Source organism: Chromobacterium sp. Rain0013 (assembly GCF_015291765.1).
In the GTDB taxonomy this organism is placed as follows: domain Bacteria; phylum Pseudomonadota; class Gammaproteobacteria; order Burkholderiales; family Chromobacteriaceae; genus Chromobacterium; species Chromobacterium haemolyticum.
The window spans coordinates 734,139-751,029 of record NZ_CP031514.1 but is presented as its reverse complement, the minus strand read 5'-3'; the positions used below and the strand labels follow the sequence as shown (position 1 = coordinate 751,029).

General features: G+C 63.6%; 15 protein-coding genes. 6 read left to right on the top strand and 9 right to left on the bottom strand.

The features are described from left to right. Positions 1–36 precede the first annotated feature (36 nt). The 4 genes from DXT74_RS03450 to rarD form a co-directional block, all read right to left on the bottom strand. Positions 37–597: a GNAT family N-acetyltransferase gene (locus DXT74_RS03450; protein ID WP_194427330.1), complete on the bottom strand. Its 561-nt coding sequence runs from the start codon at positions 595–597 to the stop codon at positions 37–39. Continuing rightward, entirely contained in the window at positions 591–782 is a 192-nt protein-coding gene (locus DXT74_RS03445; RefSeq protein WP_179140781.1) for a hypothetical protein, read from the bottom strand. The genes DXT74_RS03450 and DXT74_RS03445 overlap by 7 nt, the downstream gene beginning before the upstream one ends. Before the next feature lie 223 nt (positions 783–1,005). Then, positions 1,006–1,281, bottom strand: a complete 276-nt coding sequence (locus DXT74_RS03440) for a hypothetical protein (RefSeq protein ID WP_019100417.1) — start codon at positions 1,279–1,281, stop codon at positions 1,006–1,008. 301 nt (positions 1,282–1,582) lie between these two features. Continuing rightward, the gene (rarD, locus tag DXT74_RS03435) at positions 1,583–2,497 is read right to left on the bottom strand and encodes an EamA family transporter RarD (protein WP_043640379.1); all 915 of its coding nucleotides are present in this window, start codon (positions 2,495–2,497) and stop codon (positions 1,583–1,585) included. A 590-nt stretch (positions 2,498–3,087) separates the two neighbouring features. Between rarD and DXT74_RS03430 the strand changes: the two genes are divergently transcribed. The 3 genes from DXT74_RS03430 to DXT74_RS03420 all read left to right on the top strand — a co-directional run bounded on the left by DXT74_RS03430 (position 3,088) and on the right by DXT74_RS03420 (position 8,198). Continuing rightward, entirely contained in the window at positions 3,088–6,564 is a 3,477-nt protein-coding gene (locus DXT74_RS03430) for an indolepyruvate ferredoxin oxidoreductase family protein (RefSeq protein WP_194427329.1), read from the top strand. A gap of 329 nt (positions 6,565–6,893) precedes the next feature. Beyond that, positions 6,894–7,445: a hypothetical protein gene (locus DXT74_RS03425; protein WP_043640386.1), complete on the top strand. Its 552-nt coding sequence runs from the start codon at positions 6,894–6,896 to the stop codon at positions 7,443–7,445. Positions 7,446–7,664: 219 nt separating this feature from the next. Beyond that, positions 7,665–8,198, top strand: coding sequence for a DUF2059 domain-containing protein (locus DXT74_RS03420; RefSeq protein WP_194427328.1), 534 nt, complete (start codon positions 7,665–7,667; stop codon positions 8,196–8,198). A 61-nt stretch (positions 8,199–8,259) separates the two neighbouring features. Here DXT74_RS03420 and DXT74_RS03415 read toward each other — a convergent pair whose 3' ends face one another. The 5 genes from DXT74_RS03415 to DXT74_RS03395 all read right to left on the bottom strand — a co-directional run bounded on the left by DXT74_RS03415 (position 8,260) and on the right by DXT74_RS03395 (position 13,838). Beyond that, positions 8,260–9,063 (bottom strand): mechanosensitive ion channel family protein, encoded by an 804-nt coding sequence (locus DXT74_RS03415; protein ID WP_043640392.1) that lies wholly within the window; start codon positions 9,061–9,063, stop codon positions 8,260–8,262. Positions 9,064–9,368: 305 nt separating this feature from the next. Continuing rightward, a complete protein-coding gene (locus tag DXT74_RS03410) occupies positions 9,369–10,097 on the bottom strand; it encodes an NAD-dependent protein deacylase (RefSeq protein WP_043640395.1) in 729 nt (242 codons plus the stop codon). A 98-nt stretch (positions 10,098–10,195) separates the two neighbouring features. After that, positions 10,196–10,534 (bottom strand): nucleotide pyrophosphohydrolase, encoded by a 339-nt coding sequence (locus DXT74_RS03405; RefSeq protein ID WP_043640400.1) that lies wholly within the window; start codon positions 10,532–10,534, stop codon positions 10,196–10,198. 188 nt (positions 10,535–10,722) lie between these two features. Then, positions 10,723–12,327, bottom strand: coding sequence for an FAD-dependent oxidoreductase (locus DXT74_RS03400; RefSeq protein WP_194427327.1), 1,605 nt, complete (start codon positions 12,325–12,327; stop codon positions 10,723–10,725). Then, complete coding sequence (locus DXT74_RS03395; RefSeq protein ID WP_043640407.1) at positions 12,327–13,838, bottom strand: polyamine aminopropyltransferase; 1,512 nt, start codon at positions 13,836–13,838, stop codon at positions 12,327–12,329. Before DXT74_RS03395 ends, DXT74_RS03400 begins: the two co-directional genes overlap by 1 nt. A 92-nt stretch (positions 13,839–13,930) precedes the next feature. On the opposite strand from DXT74_RS03395, the gene DXT74_RS03390 reads away from it, so the two are divergent. From DXT74_RS03390 to DXT74_RS03380, 3 genes are read left to right on the top strand one after another with little or no spacing between them, the layout of a single operon-like run. Further along, on the top strand, positions 13,931–14,332 hold the full coding sequence (locus DXT74_RS03390) for a DUF350 domain-containing protein (RefSeq protein WP_043640409.1): 402 nt from the start codon (positions 13,931–13,933) through the stop codon (positions 14,330–14,332). Between the two features lie 40 nt (positions 14,333–14,372). Continuing rightward, entirely contained in the window at positions 14,373–15,416 is a 1,044-nt protein-coding gene (locus tag DXT74_RS03385) for an SPFH domain-containing protein (protein ID WP_196783877.1), read from the top strand. An 8-nt stretch (positions 15,417–15,424) separates the two neighbouring features. Beyond that, entirely contained in the window at positions 15,425–16,891 is a 1,467-nt protein-coding gene (locus DXT74_RS03380) for a DUF4178 domain-containing protein (RefSeq protein ID WP_194427326.1), read from the top strand.

Here is a 16,891-nt window from a genome sequence, read left to right as displayed (position 1 = left end):
TCGGCGCAACGCAGCGTCAGGGGTTTTTTAGCGGGCCTAACAACTGGCGGCGGCCCATTGCAGCACTTCGCGCCGAGGACCCGAGAACGGAGGCGGCACCGCGGACAACAGCAAACTCAGCCGCGGCTCCGCGCCCAGCGGCTGCACCACGAAACCCAGCCGTCGCGCCAATTGCAACATGGCGATGTTGCCCGGCGCGCAATCGGCCCAGATTCGGTGCCAGCCCAGCTGACGGTAGCCGAAGTCCAGCATCATCCGCGCCGCTTCCAGCGCGTAGCCCTGGCCCCAGGCCGATTCGGCCAGCTCGATGTCGAAGCCGGCTTCGCCGCCGCGCTCCAGCCCGCGCAAGCCCACCGAGCCCAGCAGCGCCTTGTCTTCACCGCGCACAATGGCCAGCTGCCAGCCACGGCGGGGGGAGTCGCGCTGCTGTTCCAAAAAGCGCAGCAACAATTGCCCGCTGCGCGCCGGCGTCACTTCTTCAGGCGGGTAATGACGAGCGAACTCGCGGCCGCTGCGCGCCATCGCGTAGGCCGAGTGATCGTCCGGGCGGAAATCGCGCAGCATCAGGCGCCGACTGTAGAGCAAGGGGCTCAACATAAGCCGCCCTTCTCCAGCCTCAGCCGGTGAATGCGCTGTTCCAGCTCCTGGCGCTGGTGTTGCCTTTGTTGATCTTGGTGCTGAGCCTGGCTTTCTTGCCATGCCTTATCGACCGACGCCGCGTGGTCGTTGCCGAGGATGTCGCGCAGCAAGTGACGCGACAGGGGAATAAAGAACAATGCCATGATGGCGTAACCTGTAAAGAACGATAAAGATCATGGACGGCTGGCCCGCGGGGAGCGGAAAGACGTCCGGCATGCGCCGTCAAGCTTGTGGGGCCTGGCGACGCTGCGCAGTCTGCTACCGGGCCGGCATGACGTCAAGCATAATCTGCGTGAAACATTCTAATGGCATGACAAGAAAACAGCAGCGGCCACGCCCTCCGACGCGGCCGTCCAGCCTCGTCGCTCAGCGCCACCAGCCCAGATAACGGGCAAGGCTCGTGGAAATGGCCGCGTCGGTCAGCCCCAGTTGCAGGCCCACCAGCGCCGCGTAAATCTGCATGCCGTGCTCGTCCGGCATATAGGGCAAGGCCCAATCGCTCAGCATCGGATACAGCATGCAAGCCAGCAACAAACCCGCCGCCAAGGCCGCGCCCACCCAGGCGCGGGAACGCGCGCGCAGGGCCAAGCGGATCAAAAGGTCCGAACCAAAGAAAACCACGCTAACCAGATAGAGCGCCATGACGCGCCTCCTTGCAAAATATTGACCATGTCACTCCGCCGCCGGCAGCACGAAGGCGGCTCGGAGCGAATGCTTGTTTTTGGGGCAATCAGGGCGGCAACGGCATCATAACGATGCATCGGCGGCGCGGTGCGGCCGCGCTCGGAGCTATGGAACTGCGGACACGGGCCGGATTCGGCTCGGCAATGGGCCGGAACCGGAAGTGCCCGGCGACGGCCCATTGAGTGGTTTATAGCAAACTCTCCTAATGAAAACAGCCCGCGTTTCTTGCGAAACGCGGGCTGCTCTGGCGGGGGAAAACTCAGGCCGCTGCGGCGCGCCGCCCCTGCCACATTTGCAGTAATCCGGCGATGGAGTACAACAGCAATGCCGCCCAGATCAGGCCGAAGCCGATGGCACGACCGCTGTCGAACGCTTCACCGAACAACAACACGCCCAACGCCAATTGGATGCTGGGGCCGATGTACTGAATCACTCCCACCGTAGCCAGCTTGAGCCGGCGCGCGCCGGCGGCGAACAGCAACAAAGGCACCGCGGTCACCACGCCTGCGCCGATCAGCAAGCTGGTCTGCACGGCGGAACCATGACCGAAAGCCCCCTGTCCCTGCCATTCGAACCAGACTAAGGCACCCGCCGCCAGCGGCGTCATCAGGAAGGTTTCCAACGCCAGCCCCTCCAGCGAAGCCAGCGGCGCTTTCTTACGCAATAGACCGTACAGGCCGAAGGTGGCCGCCAGCGACAGCGCGATCCACGGCAACGCCCCGGCGCTGTAGGTGATCCAGGCCACGCCGCCCGCTGCCAGCAGCAAGGCGGTGTTCTGCAAACCGCTTAGACGCTCGGACAGAAAGAGCCTGCCCAGCAGCACGTTGAACAGCGGATTAATGAAGTAACCCAGGCTGCCCTCCACCACGTGGCCGGCGTTCACCGCCCAGATGTAGATCAGCCAGTTCAACGACAGCAGCAAGGAAGACAGGCCGAAAATGCCCAGCTTGCGGGGTTCGCGCACCGCCGCCGGCAGCCAGCCCCAATGATTGCGCACGGTCAGCACCGCAGCGACGAACACCGCCGACCAAACAATGCGGTGGCACAGAATTTGCAAAGCCGGGACATCGTGCAGCGGCTTCCAGTACAGAGGAAACAGACCCCAACAGATGAAGGCGGCAACGGTGAAAACGACGCCGCGGCCGCTTTCGGAAGTAGAAGAATTTGAACTCATGGAATTTCACACAGCAAGGGAGGGGGTCAGGATGACAGCTTAACCAAATTGCCACAGCGGAAAAACCGCTATTCAATCAACAGATTGTTCATTATTTAAAACAATGACTTTCCAGATGGCAAGCATGCTGCGCTGGCACAATCGCCGCAGTCGACGTCCACATCAGTCAATCTCTTTGACGTTGACGTAAACGTAACTTATAGTCCGATCAAATAGAGAAAAGACTCTAGAATCCAGCCCCGGACCAGGGACCGCGCCGACATGCCAAGCAGCCGGCGATCAAAAACAACACCGGCTGGAGATAGAGCTCAACCGCTGACAACAAAGGAGAAGCCGTCGGCGCCGCATAGACCGCAACCATGCGGCGGGCGCAGACACACCGAGCCGCCGCCCTGGGTAGAGGCTGTTTACGATCGTAAATATGTTCTTAGGGGCGGTGGCGTCGGGCCAGCGGGTCTAAAACTTAAGGAGAAGGCCGGCCGCACGCGCCCACAAGGCGCAGGCCGGCCCCATCGCCACAAGCGATGGGACGTCCACAGCGCGGCGCAAGCGCCCGCGGGACGCGCCCGAGAATGACAGGAGGAGAAACCATGTCGATCCGCCACGCAGACCTGGAAGAAAAATACACGGCCCCCACCGGCCAGGTGCTGATGACCGGGATTCAGGCGCTGGTGCGCCTGCCCATGCTGCAACAACAGCTGGACCGCGCCGCCGGGCTGAATACCGCCGGCTACGTCACCGGCTACCGCGGCTCGCCGCTGGGCAACGTAGACCAAACCATGCAGAAGGCCGGCAAATACCTGCAGGAGCACAATGTTGTGTTCCATCCCGGCCTTAACGAGGACCTGGCCGCCACCGCGGTCTGGGGCACTCAGCAGGTGAATATGTTCGATGGCGCCAAATACGACGGCGTCTATTCCCTGTGGTACGGCAAGGGCCCGGGCGTGGACCGCTCCGGCGACGTGCTCAAGCACGGCAACGCCGCCGGCACCAGCCGTTACGGCGGGGTGCTGCTGGTGGCCGGCGACGACCACGCGGCCAAATCCTCCACCTTTCCGCACCAATCCGACCACATCCTGGCCGCCAGCATGATTCCGGTGCTAAGCCCGTCCGGGGTGCAGGAAATCATAGATTACGGCCTGCACGGCTGGGCGATGAGCCGCTATTCCGGTTGCTGGGTGTCCATCAAGGCGATCTCGGACACCATCGAAAGCTCGGCCATCGTCGACATCTCGCCGGAGCGGCTGCAGTTCAAGATTCCGCAAGACTTTCCCTTGCCCGAGGACGGCCTCAACATCCGTTGGCCGGACGCGCCGCTGGCGCAGGAAAAACGCGTACTGCACCACCGTCTGTACGCGGCGCTGGCTTACGCGCGCGAAAACAATCTGAACCACATCACTCTGGATTCGCCCAAGCCGCGGCTGGGCATCATCACCTGTGGCAAGAGTTATCTGGACGTGATGCAGGCGCTGGATGATCTGGGCATAGACGAGGCGTTGGCCGCCGACATCGGCCTGCGCATCTTCAAGGTGGGCATGGTGTGGCCGCTGGAGCCGGAAGGCGTGCGCCAGTTCGCCGAAGGACTGGAAGAAATCCTGGTGGTGGAGGAAAAACGCCAGATCATCGAATACCAGCTGAAAGAGCAGCTGTACAACTGGCGCGACGACGTGCGCCCGCGCGTGGTGGGCAAGTTCGCAGAAAAAGGCGAATGGGCGCTGCCGCACGGCGACTGGCTGCTGCCGGCCGCCGGCGAACTGACTCCGGCGATGATAGCGCGCGCCATCGCTGGCCGGCTGGCCTTGATCTTCGACAGCCCCATCATCCACGACCGGCTGAAGTTCTACGACGACAAGGAAGCCCAGCTGGTCAAACCGCGCGAATCCATCGCCCGCGTGCCGCACTACTGCTCCGGCTGTCCGCACAACACCAGCACCAAGGTGCCGGAAGGCAGCCGCGCCGTCGCCGGCATCGGCTGCCACTACATGGCGCACTGGATTCAGGCCGACAGCACCAAAACCTTCACCCAGATGGGCGGCGAAGGCATCACTTGGGTGGGCCAGGCGCCGTTCACTCACACCAAGCACATCTTCACCAACCTGGGCGACGGCACCTACTTCCACTCCGGTCTGCTGGCCATACGCGCCGCCGTGGCCGCCAAGGTCAACATTACTTACAAGATTCTGTACAACGACGCGGTGGCGATGACCGGCGGCCAGCATGTGGACGGTTATCTGGACGTGCCGATGATCACCCGCCAACTGGCGGCGGAAGGCATCAAGCGCATCGTGATCACCAGCGACGACCCGGACAAATACCAGAACGTCCAGGGCTTGGCGGCCGGCGTGGAAGTATTCCACCGCCGCGAGCTGGACCGGCTGCAAAAAGAACTGCGCGAAGTCGAGGGCACCAGCATCCTGATCCACGATCAGACCTGCGCCGCCGAGAAGCGTCGCCGCCGCAAACGCGGCGATTTCCCCGACCCCGCCAAGCGCGCCTTCATCAACCAGCAGGTATGCGAAGGCTGCGGCGACTGCGGTCAGAAATCCGGCTGTCTGTCGGTGCTGCCGGTGGAAACCCCGCTGGGCCGCAAGCGCAAGATCGACCAGTCCAGCTGCAATAAGGACTACTCCTGCGTAGAAGGCTTCTGTCCCAGCTTCGTCACCGTGGAAGGCGGCCAGCTGAAGAAATCCGCCGGCAGCAGCGCCAGCCTGAGCGCGATGCCCACACTGCCGGAACCGACGATCCCGCAACTCCACGAACCGTTCAGCATCATGGTCACCGGCGTGGGCGGCACCGGCGTGGTCACCATAGGCCAGGTGCTGGGCATGGCGGCCTATCTGGACCGCAAAGGCGTCACCGTGCTGGACATGGCCGGCCTGGCGCAAAAAGGCGGCTCGGTGTGGTCGCATGTGCGCATCGCCGACAGCCAGGACAAGCTGCACGCCGTGCGCATCGCCGCCGGCGACGCCAACCTGGTGCTGGGCTGCGACCTGGTGGTGACCGCCGCCGAGGAGGCGCTGGCCAAAATGCGCGACGGCTTCAGCCACGCCATCGTCAACAACTACGAATCGCCAACCAGCGCCTTCCTTAAGAACCCGGATGTGCGCTTCCCCAGCAAGGCGATGAAGGACGCCATCGTCGAATCTGTCGGCGCCGGCCGCTATAGCGAGGTCAACGCCACCCGGCTGGCCACCTCCCTGCTGGGCGACGCCATCGCCAGCAATATGTTCATGCTTGGCTACGCTTGGCAAAAGGGCTTGGTGCCGGTGACGCTGGAAGCAATCATGGAAGCGGTGCGTCTGAACGGCGCCGCGGTCAAGTTCAACCAGGACGCCTTCAGCTGGGGCCGTCACGCCGCCCACGATCCGGCGCGAATCGAAGCGCTGGTCAGCCCGTCGGCGGTGGTGGCCTTCGTTCCACGTGAAACTCCCGACGCCGTGCTACACCATCGCGCCACCGCTCTGACCGCCTATCAGAACGCGGCGCTGGCCGAACGCTACAAGGCGCTGGTGGCGCGGGTGCGTCAGACCGAGGAAGCGTTGAACCCGGCAAGCAGCGCGCTGACGCTGGCGGTGGCCAAGAATTACTACCATGTGCTGGCGTACAAGGACGAGTACGAAGTGGCCCGGCTCTACACAGACGGCGGCTTCCAGCGCGAGCTGGCGCAGCAGTTTGACGGCGATTACCAGCTACGCTTCCACATCGGCGCCGGCTGGATTACCGGCGGGCAGCAGCGCAAAGTGGCATTCGGCCCCTGGCTGCTGACCGGCATGAAGTGGCTGGCCAAGCTGCGCTTCCTGCGCGGCACCCTGCTGGACCCGTTTGCCCGGCAGGCCGACCGCAAGCTGGAGCGTCGGCTGATCGGCGAGTTTGAGCGGCAGGTGGAAGACTTGCTGAGCGGACTGACGCTGGATGCGCTGCCGCGCGCGGTGGAGCTGGTGAAAACCTGGGAAGGCGTGCGCGGCTTCGGCCACATCAAGGAGCGCAACTACCAGCAAGCCAAGAGCAAACAGGCGCAGTTGCTGAGCGAACTGAGGCCGGGAGGCAAGAACCGCCAGGTGGCCTAAGAGCCGCTAACAAAACTCAGTTTTACGGCTGAGGCAAGACGCGCCGACGCAGGCAATACCAGTCGTACGGCAAGGGGGGCGGAATGCAGTATCAGGGGTTTTGTTAGCAGGTCTAAGTTGAACGGATTGAAGTTGCTGTAAACGTAGTACCCGAGTGTTCCTACAGCTTGCGGGCGTCGACCATGGTCGACGCCCTCTTTTTTTCCTGCCCGTTCTTTCTGCCGGCTATGCCTGTTTCAAATTGAAAATGCCAATCGCATTTTCTAATATCAAAAATGGTGTACTGCCGCCAACCCAAAAACTCGAACGATCCAATAAGGAGACCCTCCATGCCCCTGACTCCTCGCCACTGGCTGCTCGCTTCCGCCTGCGCGCTCCTGCTCGGATGCGCGGCCACGCCCGGCAACGACCGCTGTGTCGGCCAGATCCAGCCGGCCTTGCCCGGCATGGCCGCGGTGGACAATCCCGATCTGCTGAACAGCGCATTGGGACAGCCCGGCAAAGGCGGCTTGTGCACCGGCCAGGTGCGACGCCAGGAGCCGGCGGATCAAACCGTGACGGTCTACCGCGTGTACGACAACAATAAGGTCAATTCGCGGCTGGGCCGCTGGTGGTCTTTCAGCCAGCCGCAAGGCTCGGTGGCCGCCTACCGCGCCGCCAACGCCATCTGCCCAAGCTGGAGCCAGCTCAATCGCATGGTGCGCTGCCAACTCAAAGTGGGGGCGCAAGTGGCGGTGGGCACCGGCCAAAGCGCCGATTGCGCGCCGGACGCCAATTACCCGCCGTCGCCGGTCAATCAGGTGTACATCCCCAACTCCGGACCGGACACCTTGTGGGTGGAGCAATGCCAGGATATGGGCGATTTCCCGCCGGCCTCCTGAGAACGTGTTTAACATCCCGCACGCTAGAGCGAGAAAAGGCGCAAACGGCTGAAGAAACGGAATGCGCAGGTGGTACATGAGCATTTTGAAGTCGTATTCACCGTGCAACGCTCCACGACACGTAGCAGATCGTAAACAGGTTCTGAGACGAACCGCCCGGTTGACGCTGCTCACCCAAGCCATCAGCATGGCCGTTTCATCCAAGATGAGGAAACGGCCATGCGCCTTCGCCCCCTTCTCGCCGCCGGCCTGAGCGCCGTCCTGCTTCACTCCTCCCCCTCGCTCGCCGCCGAAGACAGTGTCGTCGCCGCCAAGGCATTGCTGCAAACCATGCGCTACGACGAGATGATCGTGCAAACGATGCAGCAGATGGAGGCCACCATGCAGCAGCAGATGGAGCAACAGCTGTGGCAAAACCTGCCGGACTGCGCGCAAACGCCTGGCTGCAAAAACAAGGTCGGCGCCTTCCTGCAGCAGGTTCTGAAAATCCAGCAGGCCTATTTCCGCTCCCCAGAAACGCGCAAATTGATGAATGAAGTACAGGTCCAGGCCTTGAGCAGAAATTTCAACGTCGCTGAGATCCGCGAAATGAACGCCTTCTACCAAACCCCGACCGGCAGCAAGATGTTACGGCTGATGCCCAAAATCCTGGCGGAGACCGGCCCTGTGCTGATGGAGGACATCGGCAAGCGCTTGCTGCCCGAACTCAAGCGGCAGACAGACGAATTCGCGCGCCAGAACGGCGCCGGCTAAACCGGTAAGCACGCAGCAAAACGGGGCCGTCGGCCCCGTTGTCGCATTGCTCCCGCAGCGCTCAGCTCTGACGCACCACCATCGCCTGTTCCGGCGCCGGGAAACCGCCGGCGACCAGAGTTTCGCGAATCGCGCGATTGCTATCGAAATACACCTGCCAATAGTCCTGAGGCTTGCAATAAGGCCGCACCGCCAGCACTGGCCCCAAGGGCGTGAACTCCAGCAGGCCCACGTCCGGCGCCGGACTGGCCAGCACATTGGGCACCTTGGCCACCGTTTCCCGCAACAAGCTTATCGCCGCGGCGTGGTCCGCGCTGGCGGCCAACTGGGCTTTCAGGTCTACCCGACGCTGCTCGGTGACACTGAAGTTCTGGATGGTATCGGAGAAGATTTTGTTGTTGCCGATCAGGGTCAGCACCCCGTCCGGCGTATCCACCGCGGTGGCGAACAGACCGATGTGCTTGACCGTGCCGACGACGCCGGCCACCCCCACCAAGTCGCCCACTTTGAACGGCCGCAACACTACCAGGAAGATGCCTGCGGCGAAGTTGGCCAGCAAGCCGCTCCAGGCCATGCCAACCGCCACGCCGGCGGCGGCGATCACTGCGGCGAAGGTCGTGGTCTGCACCCCGAAGAAACCGAGGATGCCGATCACCAGCACAATGGTTAGCGTCACATCCAGGAAAGACTTCACATACTGACGAATAGTGTGGTCCAGCGACTTGCTGGCCAGCTTGGCGTCCAGCATCCGGGTAGCGAAATTGATCAGCCAGCGGCCTACCAGCCACAGCAAGATGGCCGACAAAATGTTGAGGCCGATTTTCACCGCCAGATCGGCCCAGTGACTCCAGTTAATGGCATCCATTTGTAAACTCCCCTTTTCAACGGTTTTGCAACATGTTTAAAGATAGGAGCTTGCCACAGAAATACCAAATGAATTTTAATGCGAAGATTCGCCGCCCTTATTCCGCCGCCCGCGCACTCCGCGTCTGTCCAAATCCCGCAAGCCGGAGCGAACAGCCCTTCAGAGCCTGTTCAACGCCTCGCGAGCAAGAGCGGGACAAGGCGAAAACAGTTGAGAAAGCGGAATGGTCGAGCGGTACATGAGCATTTCGAAGGAGCGCTCACCGTGCGGCGTTCCACTCAGCGCAGCGGACTTTGAACAGATTCTCAGGCCCCGGCCAAGGCGCGGCAGGTCTCCCCAATGCCGCCCATGATGCGCAGGTCGAAGACGTGGTCCATGCGCGTGGGCGTGTAATTGATCAAGGCGGTGGCCACGCCGGCCTGCGCGGCTTCCAAAGGAATCAAGTTGACCGGCGACACCTCCAGCGACGAACCCATCACCAACAGCAGGTCTGCCTTCAAGGCGGCGTCGAACGCTAATTCGATCAAGGGCACCGCCTCGCCGTAAAGCACCACGTCCGGCTTGAGCACGTCATGGCAGAACCGGCAGACCGGCAAAGGATGGTGCAACACGTAATCCAGCGCGTGGGTGGTGTCGCAACTGGGACAACTAGCGGTCAACAAGCTGCCGTGCAGCTCCAATACTTCGCCGCTGCCGGCGCGTGCGTGCAGACCGTCAATGTTCTGGGTCAGCACCGTCACCCGCTTGCCCTGTTGCTCCAGTTCCGCCAGGAATTGGTGCCCGGCGTTGGGCTGGTAATCGCCAATCAACTTGATGCGGAAGATCTCGCGGAAGGCCTGCCAGAACGACTCCGGATCGCGGCGGAAATAATCGATGGACACCACCTCGGCCAGGCTCATGCTGCGCGACCATAGGCCGTTGGCGGAACGGAAGTCGGGGATGCCGGACTCGGTGCTCATGCCGGCGCCTGTCAGCGCCACAATGGTTTCCGCCTGCTCCAGCATCTGGCGCAGGCGGTTGATTTGCTCGGACATTTATGCATTCCAGCTATTGATTGAATCCACTATAGAAGCTGGCCGCGTCGTGTACTCGCGTACCGTGGCTTCAGCTTAGCCGTTTTCATCACCTAGGCTCAGCCGGCCGTTGGCACAGGGTATTTGATGGCGTTCTTGGCCATCTTGTCGCGGACCGCCGCGTCCAGATCCACGCCCGTCACCATCGCCAGCCGCGTCAGATAGAGCAACACATCGGCAATTTCCTCTTGCAGATGGGTGAAGCGCGCCGGGTCCTCGCGCAGCGAGGCGGCCTCCTCGTCGCTCAGCCACTGGAAGATTTCCGCCAGTTCGCCCACCTCTCCCACCAAGGCCAGCATCAGACCGCGCGGCGTATGGTAGCGATTCCAGTCGCGTTCATCGGCAAAACGCTGCAATGCGGCGGTGAGTTTTTCAGTAGAGATCAGGGTTTCGCTCATCGTTCTATCCGGGTTTCACGTGGAACATCAGGCGCTTGCAGCCTCAGAGCCGGTTCAAAGGACTCGCAAACAAGAGCGAGACACGGCCTTGCGGCTGAGAAAGCGGAATGATCAGTGGAATATGAGCATTTCGAATGCGGTTCCCGCCGTATCACGTCTCACGAAGCGCAGCTGCGTTGAACAGGCTCTCATGCGCCAAGCACCTTCAAGGCCGCCTGCTCCCCCCACCACGCGGCTTCTTCGAACAGCGACAGGCCGCTGAGATCGGAATGGGCGAACAGCAACGGGCCGTCGGCCGCGCGCAAGGCTTGCAAGCCAGGGTTGGACAAAAAACCCGGCACCGGGCTGGCCATCGCATGACCTCGAGCGGTCAGCTCCACCTGCAGCAGCGACTGACGGAAACGCCAGCCGTAGACGGTCTGCAGATCGGCGGCGGCGGTGGCAAACAAATCCTCGGCGCTGGCGGCTTCCAGCATTTTACGCGCATCCGCCGGCGCCAGGTCGGCGAAGGCGTGGTAGCTGGTGAACACGCTGCGCTCCGGCTTGGCGGCGCGGATCAGCTGGTGGGTGGATACCACATAGCCCAGCCCGCGGCTGCCGTACACCACATTGTCCCAGGCCAGCGGCGCAGCGGCCGGCTCCGCCGGAAAACGGTCGATCAGGAAATTGCTTATCAGCCACGGCGCGCGCGGCGGCAGGTGGCGGCGCTCGAAGCCCAACTCCGGCAATTGACCGCTAAGGTGCAGGCTGACATGCAAGGGCGTCGCCAGGATGACCCGCTCGGCCAGCAGGCGCCGGCTGTCGCCGGCCGCGTCCAGATAATCCACCGCCATGCCGGCCCCCGCCGGCGCCGTCCGCCAAGCCACGCCCGGCCATTGCCGCTCAGCGCCGATGCGGGCGCGCAGATGGCGTATCAGCGGATTCAGTCCGTCCGGCCAGGTCAGCACCGCACCTTCTTCCGCATTGGCCCCCAGCCCGCCGCGGCTGCAGAAATAATGCAGGCCGGCCCAGGCCGAGGTGGCGGCCAGCGCGCTGCCGTAATCGTCGCGGCAGCAGTAATCCAGATACCAGAGCAGGCCCGGCGCGGTGTAGCCGTTGGCGCGCAGCCAGTCCGCGAAGCTCAGCCGGTCCAGCGCGGTCCAGGCCGGGTCTTGCGAGGACAAAGCCACCGGCACGCAGAACACGCGGCGGCCGTCGCGGCCGCGCTGTTCGCGCCAGGCGGCGGTTTGGGCGAGAAAACGCCGCTGCTGCGCCAGTTCGTCCGCGCCCATGCCCAGCCGCGGCAGCAGGCCTTCCTGCCAGTGGCCGTTCACCCACAGCCGCTCGTCCGGTGCGTGCACGGTCACGCGTTCGTCGAAACGCGGCCGCGCGCCGAAGGGATCGGACTCGATCACCCCCATCTCTGCCAGCAGCTCGCGCACATGGCGCGACTCCATCGAGGGCAACGGCAAATAGTGGGCGCCGGTTGGGTAGCGATAGCCGCCGAAGGCGCCGGCGGCGGCGTTGCCGTCCGGCTCCGGTCCGTCCAGCACCACCACATCGTCGAAGCCCTCCTTGCGCAGCCGCCAGGCGGCGAACAGGCCGGCCACGCCGCTGCCGACGATGGCGACGCGGCAGCGGCGCTCGTCGCGGGGCGGCGGCGGCGTCATGCCGCCGCGCAGCCGGTGGCCGGCGGCCATGCCCGGCCGGTTCAAGCGCAAGGGCACGCCCAGCCGCAACACGCGCTCGCAACCGGACAACAGGGGCAGGCCGGCCAGCGCCGCCGCCAGCCGCAAGACCTCGCGCCGCCGCATCAGCGCAGCACCTGCGACCAGTCCTGCTCGAAGTAGTGCACCAATTGCTGATTGTTCAGCTCATTGGGCAAGACTTTCCAGCGCGGCATGTCGGGCGGGAAAAAGAACATCTGGCGCGTGGCCTCCTTGTCCAGAAAGCGCAGCGGCACCGAGTAGCGCTCCGGCGGGGTATAGCCCGGCTTCTTGGCGGCGATAATGAAGCCCCATTCGCCGAAGGAAGGCACGTAGGCGTGGTAAGGCGTGGTATGCAGGCCGGCGGCGCGCAAGGTGGCGTCCACGCTCCAGAACGAACGCGGGGCGTGCATCGGCGAGGTGGACTGCACCACCGCCAGGCCGTTTTCCGCCAGGTGGCGCGCCAGCAGCCGGTACAGCGGCACCGAATACAGTTTGCCCAGCGCGAAATTGGACGGATCGGGGAAATCGACGATGACGGCGTCGAAGCTGCCGTGGTCCTGCTCCAGCCAGCGCGCGGCGTCGTCGTTGACCACGGTGACGCGTGGATCGGTCAAGGACCCCTGGTTCAGCGCGCGCAGCGGTTCGGAACGGCTGAACAGCCGGGTCATCGCCGGGTCCAGGTCCACCAGAGTGATGCGCTGGATATTGCGGTATTTCAGCATCTCGCGCACCGCCAGGCCATCGCCGCCGCCCAGCACCAGCACATTGCGCGCCCATGGCAGCTTGGCCAGCACCGGATGCACCAGCGCCTCGTGGTAGCGGTGTTCGTCGCGGCTGGAGAATTGCAGATTGCCGTTGATGTAAAGCCGCAAATCGCTCTTCCACTTGGTGATCACTAAGCGCTGGTAGGGCGTGGTCTCGGCGTGGATGATCTCGTCTCCGTACACGGCTTTCTCGCTCCAGCGCGTCAGGTGATCGGAGGCCAGGAAGCCGCCAGCCAGCAGCAGCAAGACCACGCCGCTGCGCGCCAGCTGCAGGCCGGGCTGACGCAATTCATGGCGGAAAGCGCGACAGGCCCACAGCGCCACGCCGGCGTTGAGCAAGCCAAACAACAGTGCGCTGCGCGACAGGCCCAGCTTGGGCGCCAGCACCAGCGGAAACAGCAGCGATACCGCCAGCGCGCCCAGGTAGTCGAAGGTCAAGACCTGGCTGACCAGTTCGGAAAAGCTCGCCTGGCGCTGGTTCATCGCCCGCATCACCAGCGGGATCTCCATGCCCACCAGCACCCCGATCACGAAGACCAGGCCGTAAAGCACCAGCCGGAACGGTTCGCCGGCCCAGGCGAACACCAAGAACAACACGGCGGCGGACATGCCGCCGATCAGGCCGACCAACAGCTCGATTTCAATGAAGGCGTCCAGCACCCGCTCGTCCTTCACATACTTGGACAAGTGGGAGCCCACGCCCATGGCGAACAGGTAACAACCTATGATGGAAGAGAACTGCAACACCGAGTCGCCCAGCAAGTAACTGGCCAGCGCGCCGGTGATCAGCTCGTAGGCCAAGCCGCAGGAGGCCACGATAAACACTGATACTATCAGCAAGCGATTTCGCATTGGATTGTCATTGTGGGTAAAATAGCCGCCATTATGCCCCAGCCCGCGGCCAACCGCCGCCCGCACACCGCATCGACAAAGGACGCCTGACCATGATTGCCGCCTTCCTGCCCGCCCTGCTCGCCTACCTGACCTATATGGGCAGCGGCCTCGCGCTGCTGGCGCTATTCGCGGTGCTCTATTGCTGGATCACGCCGATAGACGAATTGAAGCTGATCCGCGACAACGGCCACGCCGCCGCCGTCTCCTTCGCCGGCGCGCTGCTGGGTTTCTCGCTGACGCTGGCCTCCAGCGCCTGGCACCTGAACAACTGGAACAGCTTCATGCTGTGGGCGCTGCTGGCCATGCTGGTGCAGATCGTCGTCCACATGGTGGTGGCGCGCTGCCTGAAAGATCTGAGCCGCGCGCTGATAGACAACAATCTGGCAATGGGCATCCTGGCCGGTTCCATCCACCTCGCCGTGGGCCTGATCAACGCCGGCAGCCTGTCCTGAACCCGGCCGCGCCTCTTCAACTGGAGCAAACACTATGAGCCTGATGTCTTTCATCAAGAAGCAGTTCATCGACATTCTGGAATGGCAGGAGCAGGAAGACGGCGTGCTGGCCTGGCGTTATCCGATGCAGGACAACGAGATTCAGTACGGCGGCAGCCTGACGGTGCGCGAGTCGCAGGCGGCGGTGTTCATCAACGAAGGCAAGATCGCCGACGTGTTCGAACCCGGCATGTACAAGCTGACCACCCAGACCCTGCCGGTGCTGACGTATCTGAAGAACTGGGACAAGCTGTTCGAATCCCCCTTCAAATCCGACGTGCACTTCTTCAGCACCCGGCTGCAACTGGGCCGCAAATGGGGCACCGCCCAGCCGGTGACCATACGCGATCAGGACTTCGGCATGGTTCGGCTGCGCGCCTTCGGCGTTTATTCCTACCGCGTCGCGGATCCGCGCCTGTTCTTCACCGAGGTCAGCGGCACCCGCGACAGCTACACCCGCGATGATCTGGAGCTGCAGCTGCGCAATCAGGTGGTGGCCACCATGAGCAGCGTGCTGGGCGGCAGCGGCGTGCCCTTCCTCGACATGGCCGGCAATCAGGGCCTGATGGCGGACAAGATCCGCGAGGCGCTGGTCCCGGCCTTCCAGCGCCTGGGCCTGGCGCTGGACAGCTTCGCGGTGGAAAACATCTCCTTGCCGGAAGAGCTGCAAAAAGCCATAGACAAGCGCATTGCCATGGGCATGGCCGGCGACCTCAATCAGTACACCCGCTACCAGGCGGCGGAAAGCATTCCGCTGGCGGCGCAGAACGAGGGCGGCATCGCCGGCCTTGGCGCCGGGCTGGCGGCCGGCGTAGGCGTCGGCCAGTTAATGGGTCAGGCCATGCAACAAGTTGTGCAGCCGGAGGCCACGCCCGCCGCGCAGACAGCCCAGGCCGCCGCGCCGCAGACTCCGGCCGCCGCCCCGGCGGCGGACAATCCGCAAGCCAAGCTGGCTCAGCTCAAGGGCCTGCTGGACCAGGGGCTGATTACACAGGCGGATTACGACGCGGCCAAGGCCGACGTGCTGAAAAAACTGGTGGGTTAAGCTAGCGCATGTACCGTATTGCCTGCCCCTCCTGCGGCGCCGATGTCGAGTTCAAGTCCGAAGCCTCCGCCATGGCGGTGTGCGCTTACTGCCAAAGCACGCTGCTCCGCGACGCGGACAGCGTGCGCGACATCGGCAAGATGGCGGCGCTGCTCAATGATTATTCGCCGCTGCAAATCACCAGCTGCGGCCAGTACTTGGGCCGCGGCTTCAACGTCGTCGGCCGCATCCAGCTGCGCTACGACGCCGGCCTGTGGAACGAATGGTATTTGCTGTTCGACGACGGCGGCGACGGCTGGCTGTCGGAAAGCGTCGGCCAATACACGCTGACGCTGGCCGGCGGCGCGACACAGGAAGCCGGCGGCTTCGATAGCCAGCGTCCCGGCGCCGTCTTCCGCCACGGCGACGCCGACTTCGTGATTTCCGATGTGCGCACCGCCGCATGCACCGCCGGCGAAGGCGAACTGCCGTTCCAGGTGGGCGCCGGCTGGCAAGCCAAGGTGGTGGACGCGCGCCGCCAGGCGCAATTCCTGACGCTGGACTACTCCGACGACCCGCAAAAGCCTCAGCTTTTCCTTGGCAACGCCGTCACGCTGCCGCAGCTGCACATGGAGCGGCTGCGCGACACGCGGATGATAGAAGAAGCCACCGGCAAGCTGAAAGGCAGCATCGCCTCGCTGGAATGCCCCTCCTGCGCCGCGCCGCTGAGCTACCGCGCCGGCACCGCCACCCAACTGGTGTGCGGCCACTGCCACACCCAGGTGGACGCCAGCGGCGACCGCGCATTGGCGCTGGGCGCCGCGCAACAGCAGTTGGACACGCCGCTGACGCTGGAACTGGGCAAGACCGCCACCATAGACAAGCTGCCGTGGACGCTGACCGGCGCGCTGGTGTGGGCGGAGGAGGAAGACCCGGACAGCCGCTGGTGCGAATACCTGCTCTACAACGTGGACAAGGGCTTCCGCTGGCTGGTGGAGAGCGGCGACGGCTGGTTTATCGGCGAGTTGATGGATGTGTGGGTGGACAGCCTGCGCGCCGATTACGCGATGCTGGGCAACAAAGCCTATCAGCGCGCTTATCCCGACTACGCGGCCCGCATCGTCTACGCCGCCGGCGCCTTTCCCTGGCGCGCCAAGCTGGGCGACAAGGTTGAGCTCAGCGAATACCAGATCTCCGGCGGCCAAAAGCGCTTGTCGCGCGAGCTGTCGGCGCAAGAGCTGACCTGGAGCTGCAGCAGCCTGGCCACCTCGGTCGAGGTGGGCCGCTGGTTTGGCAGCGCGACGCCGATAGAATCGGGATTCTCCGCCACGGAGGGCGAGGTCGAAGACTTGAAGGCCATCGCCGTCAAGTTCGGCCTGGTGCTGTTATTGATCAACCTGCCGCTGGCCTTGCTGAGCCAGGATATCGGCGATGGACTGCTGATCTGCTTCTTCGCCTGCTGCGTGCTGGCGATCCCGCTCAAGCAGAAGGAATGA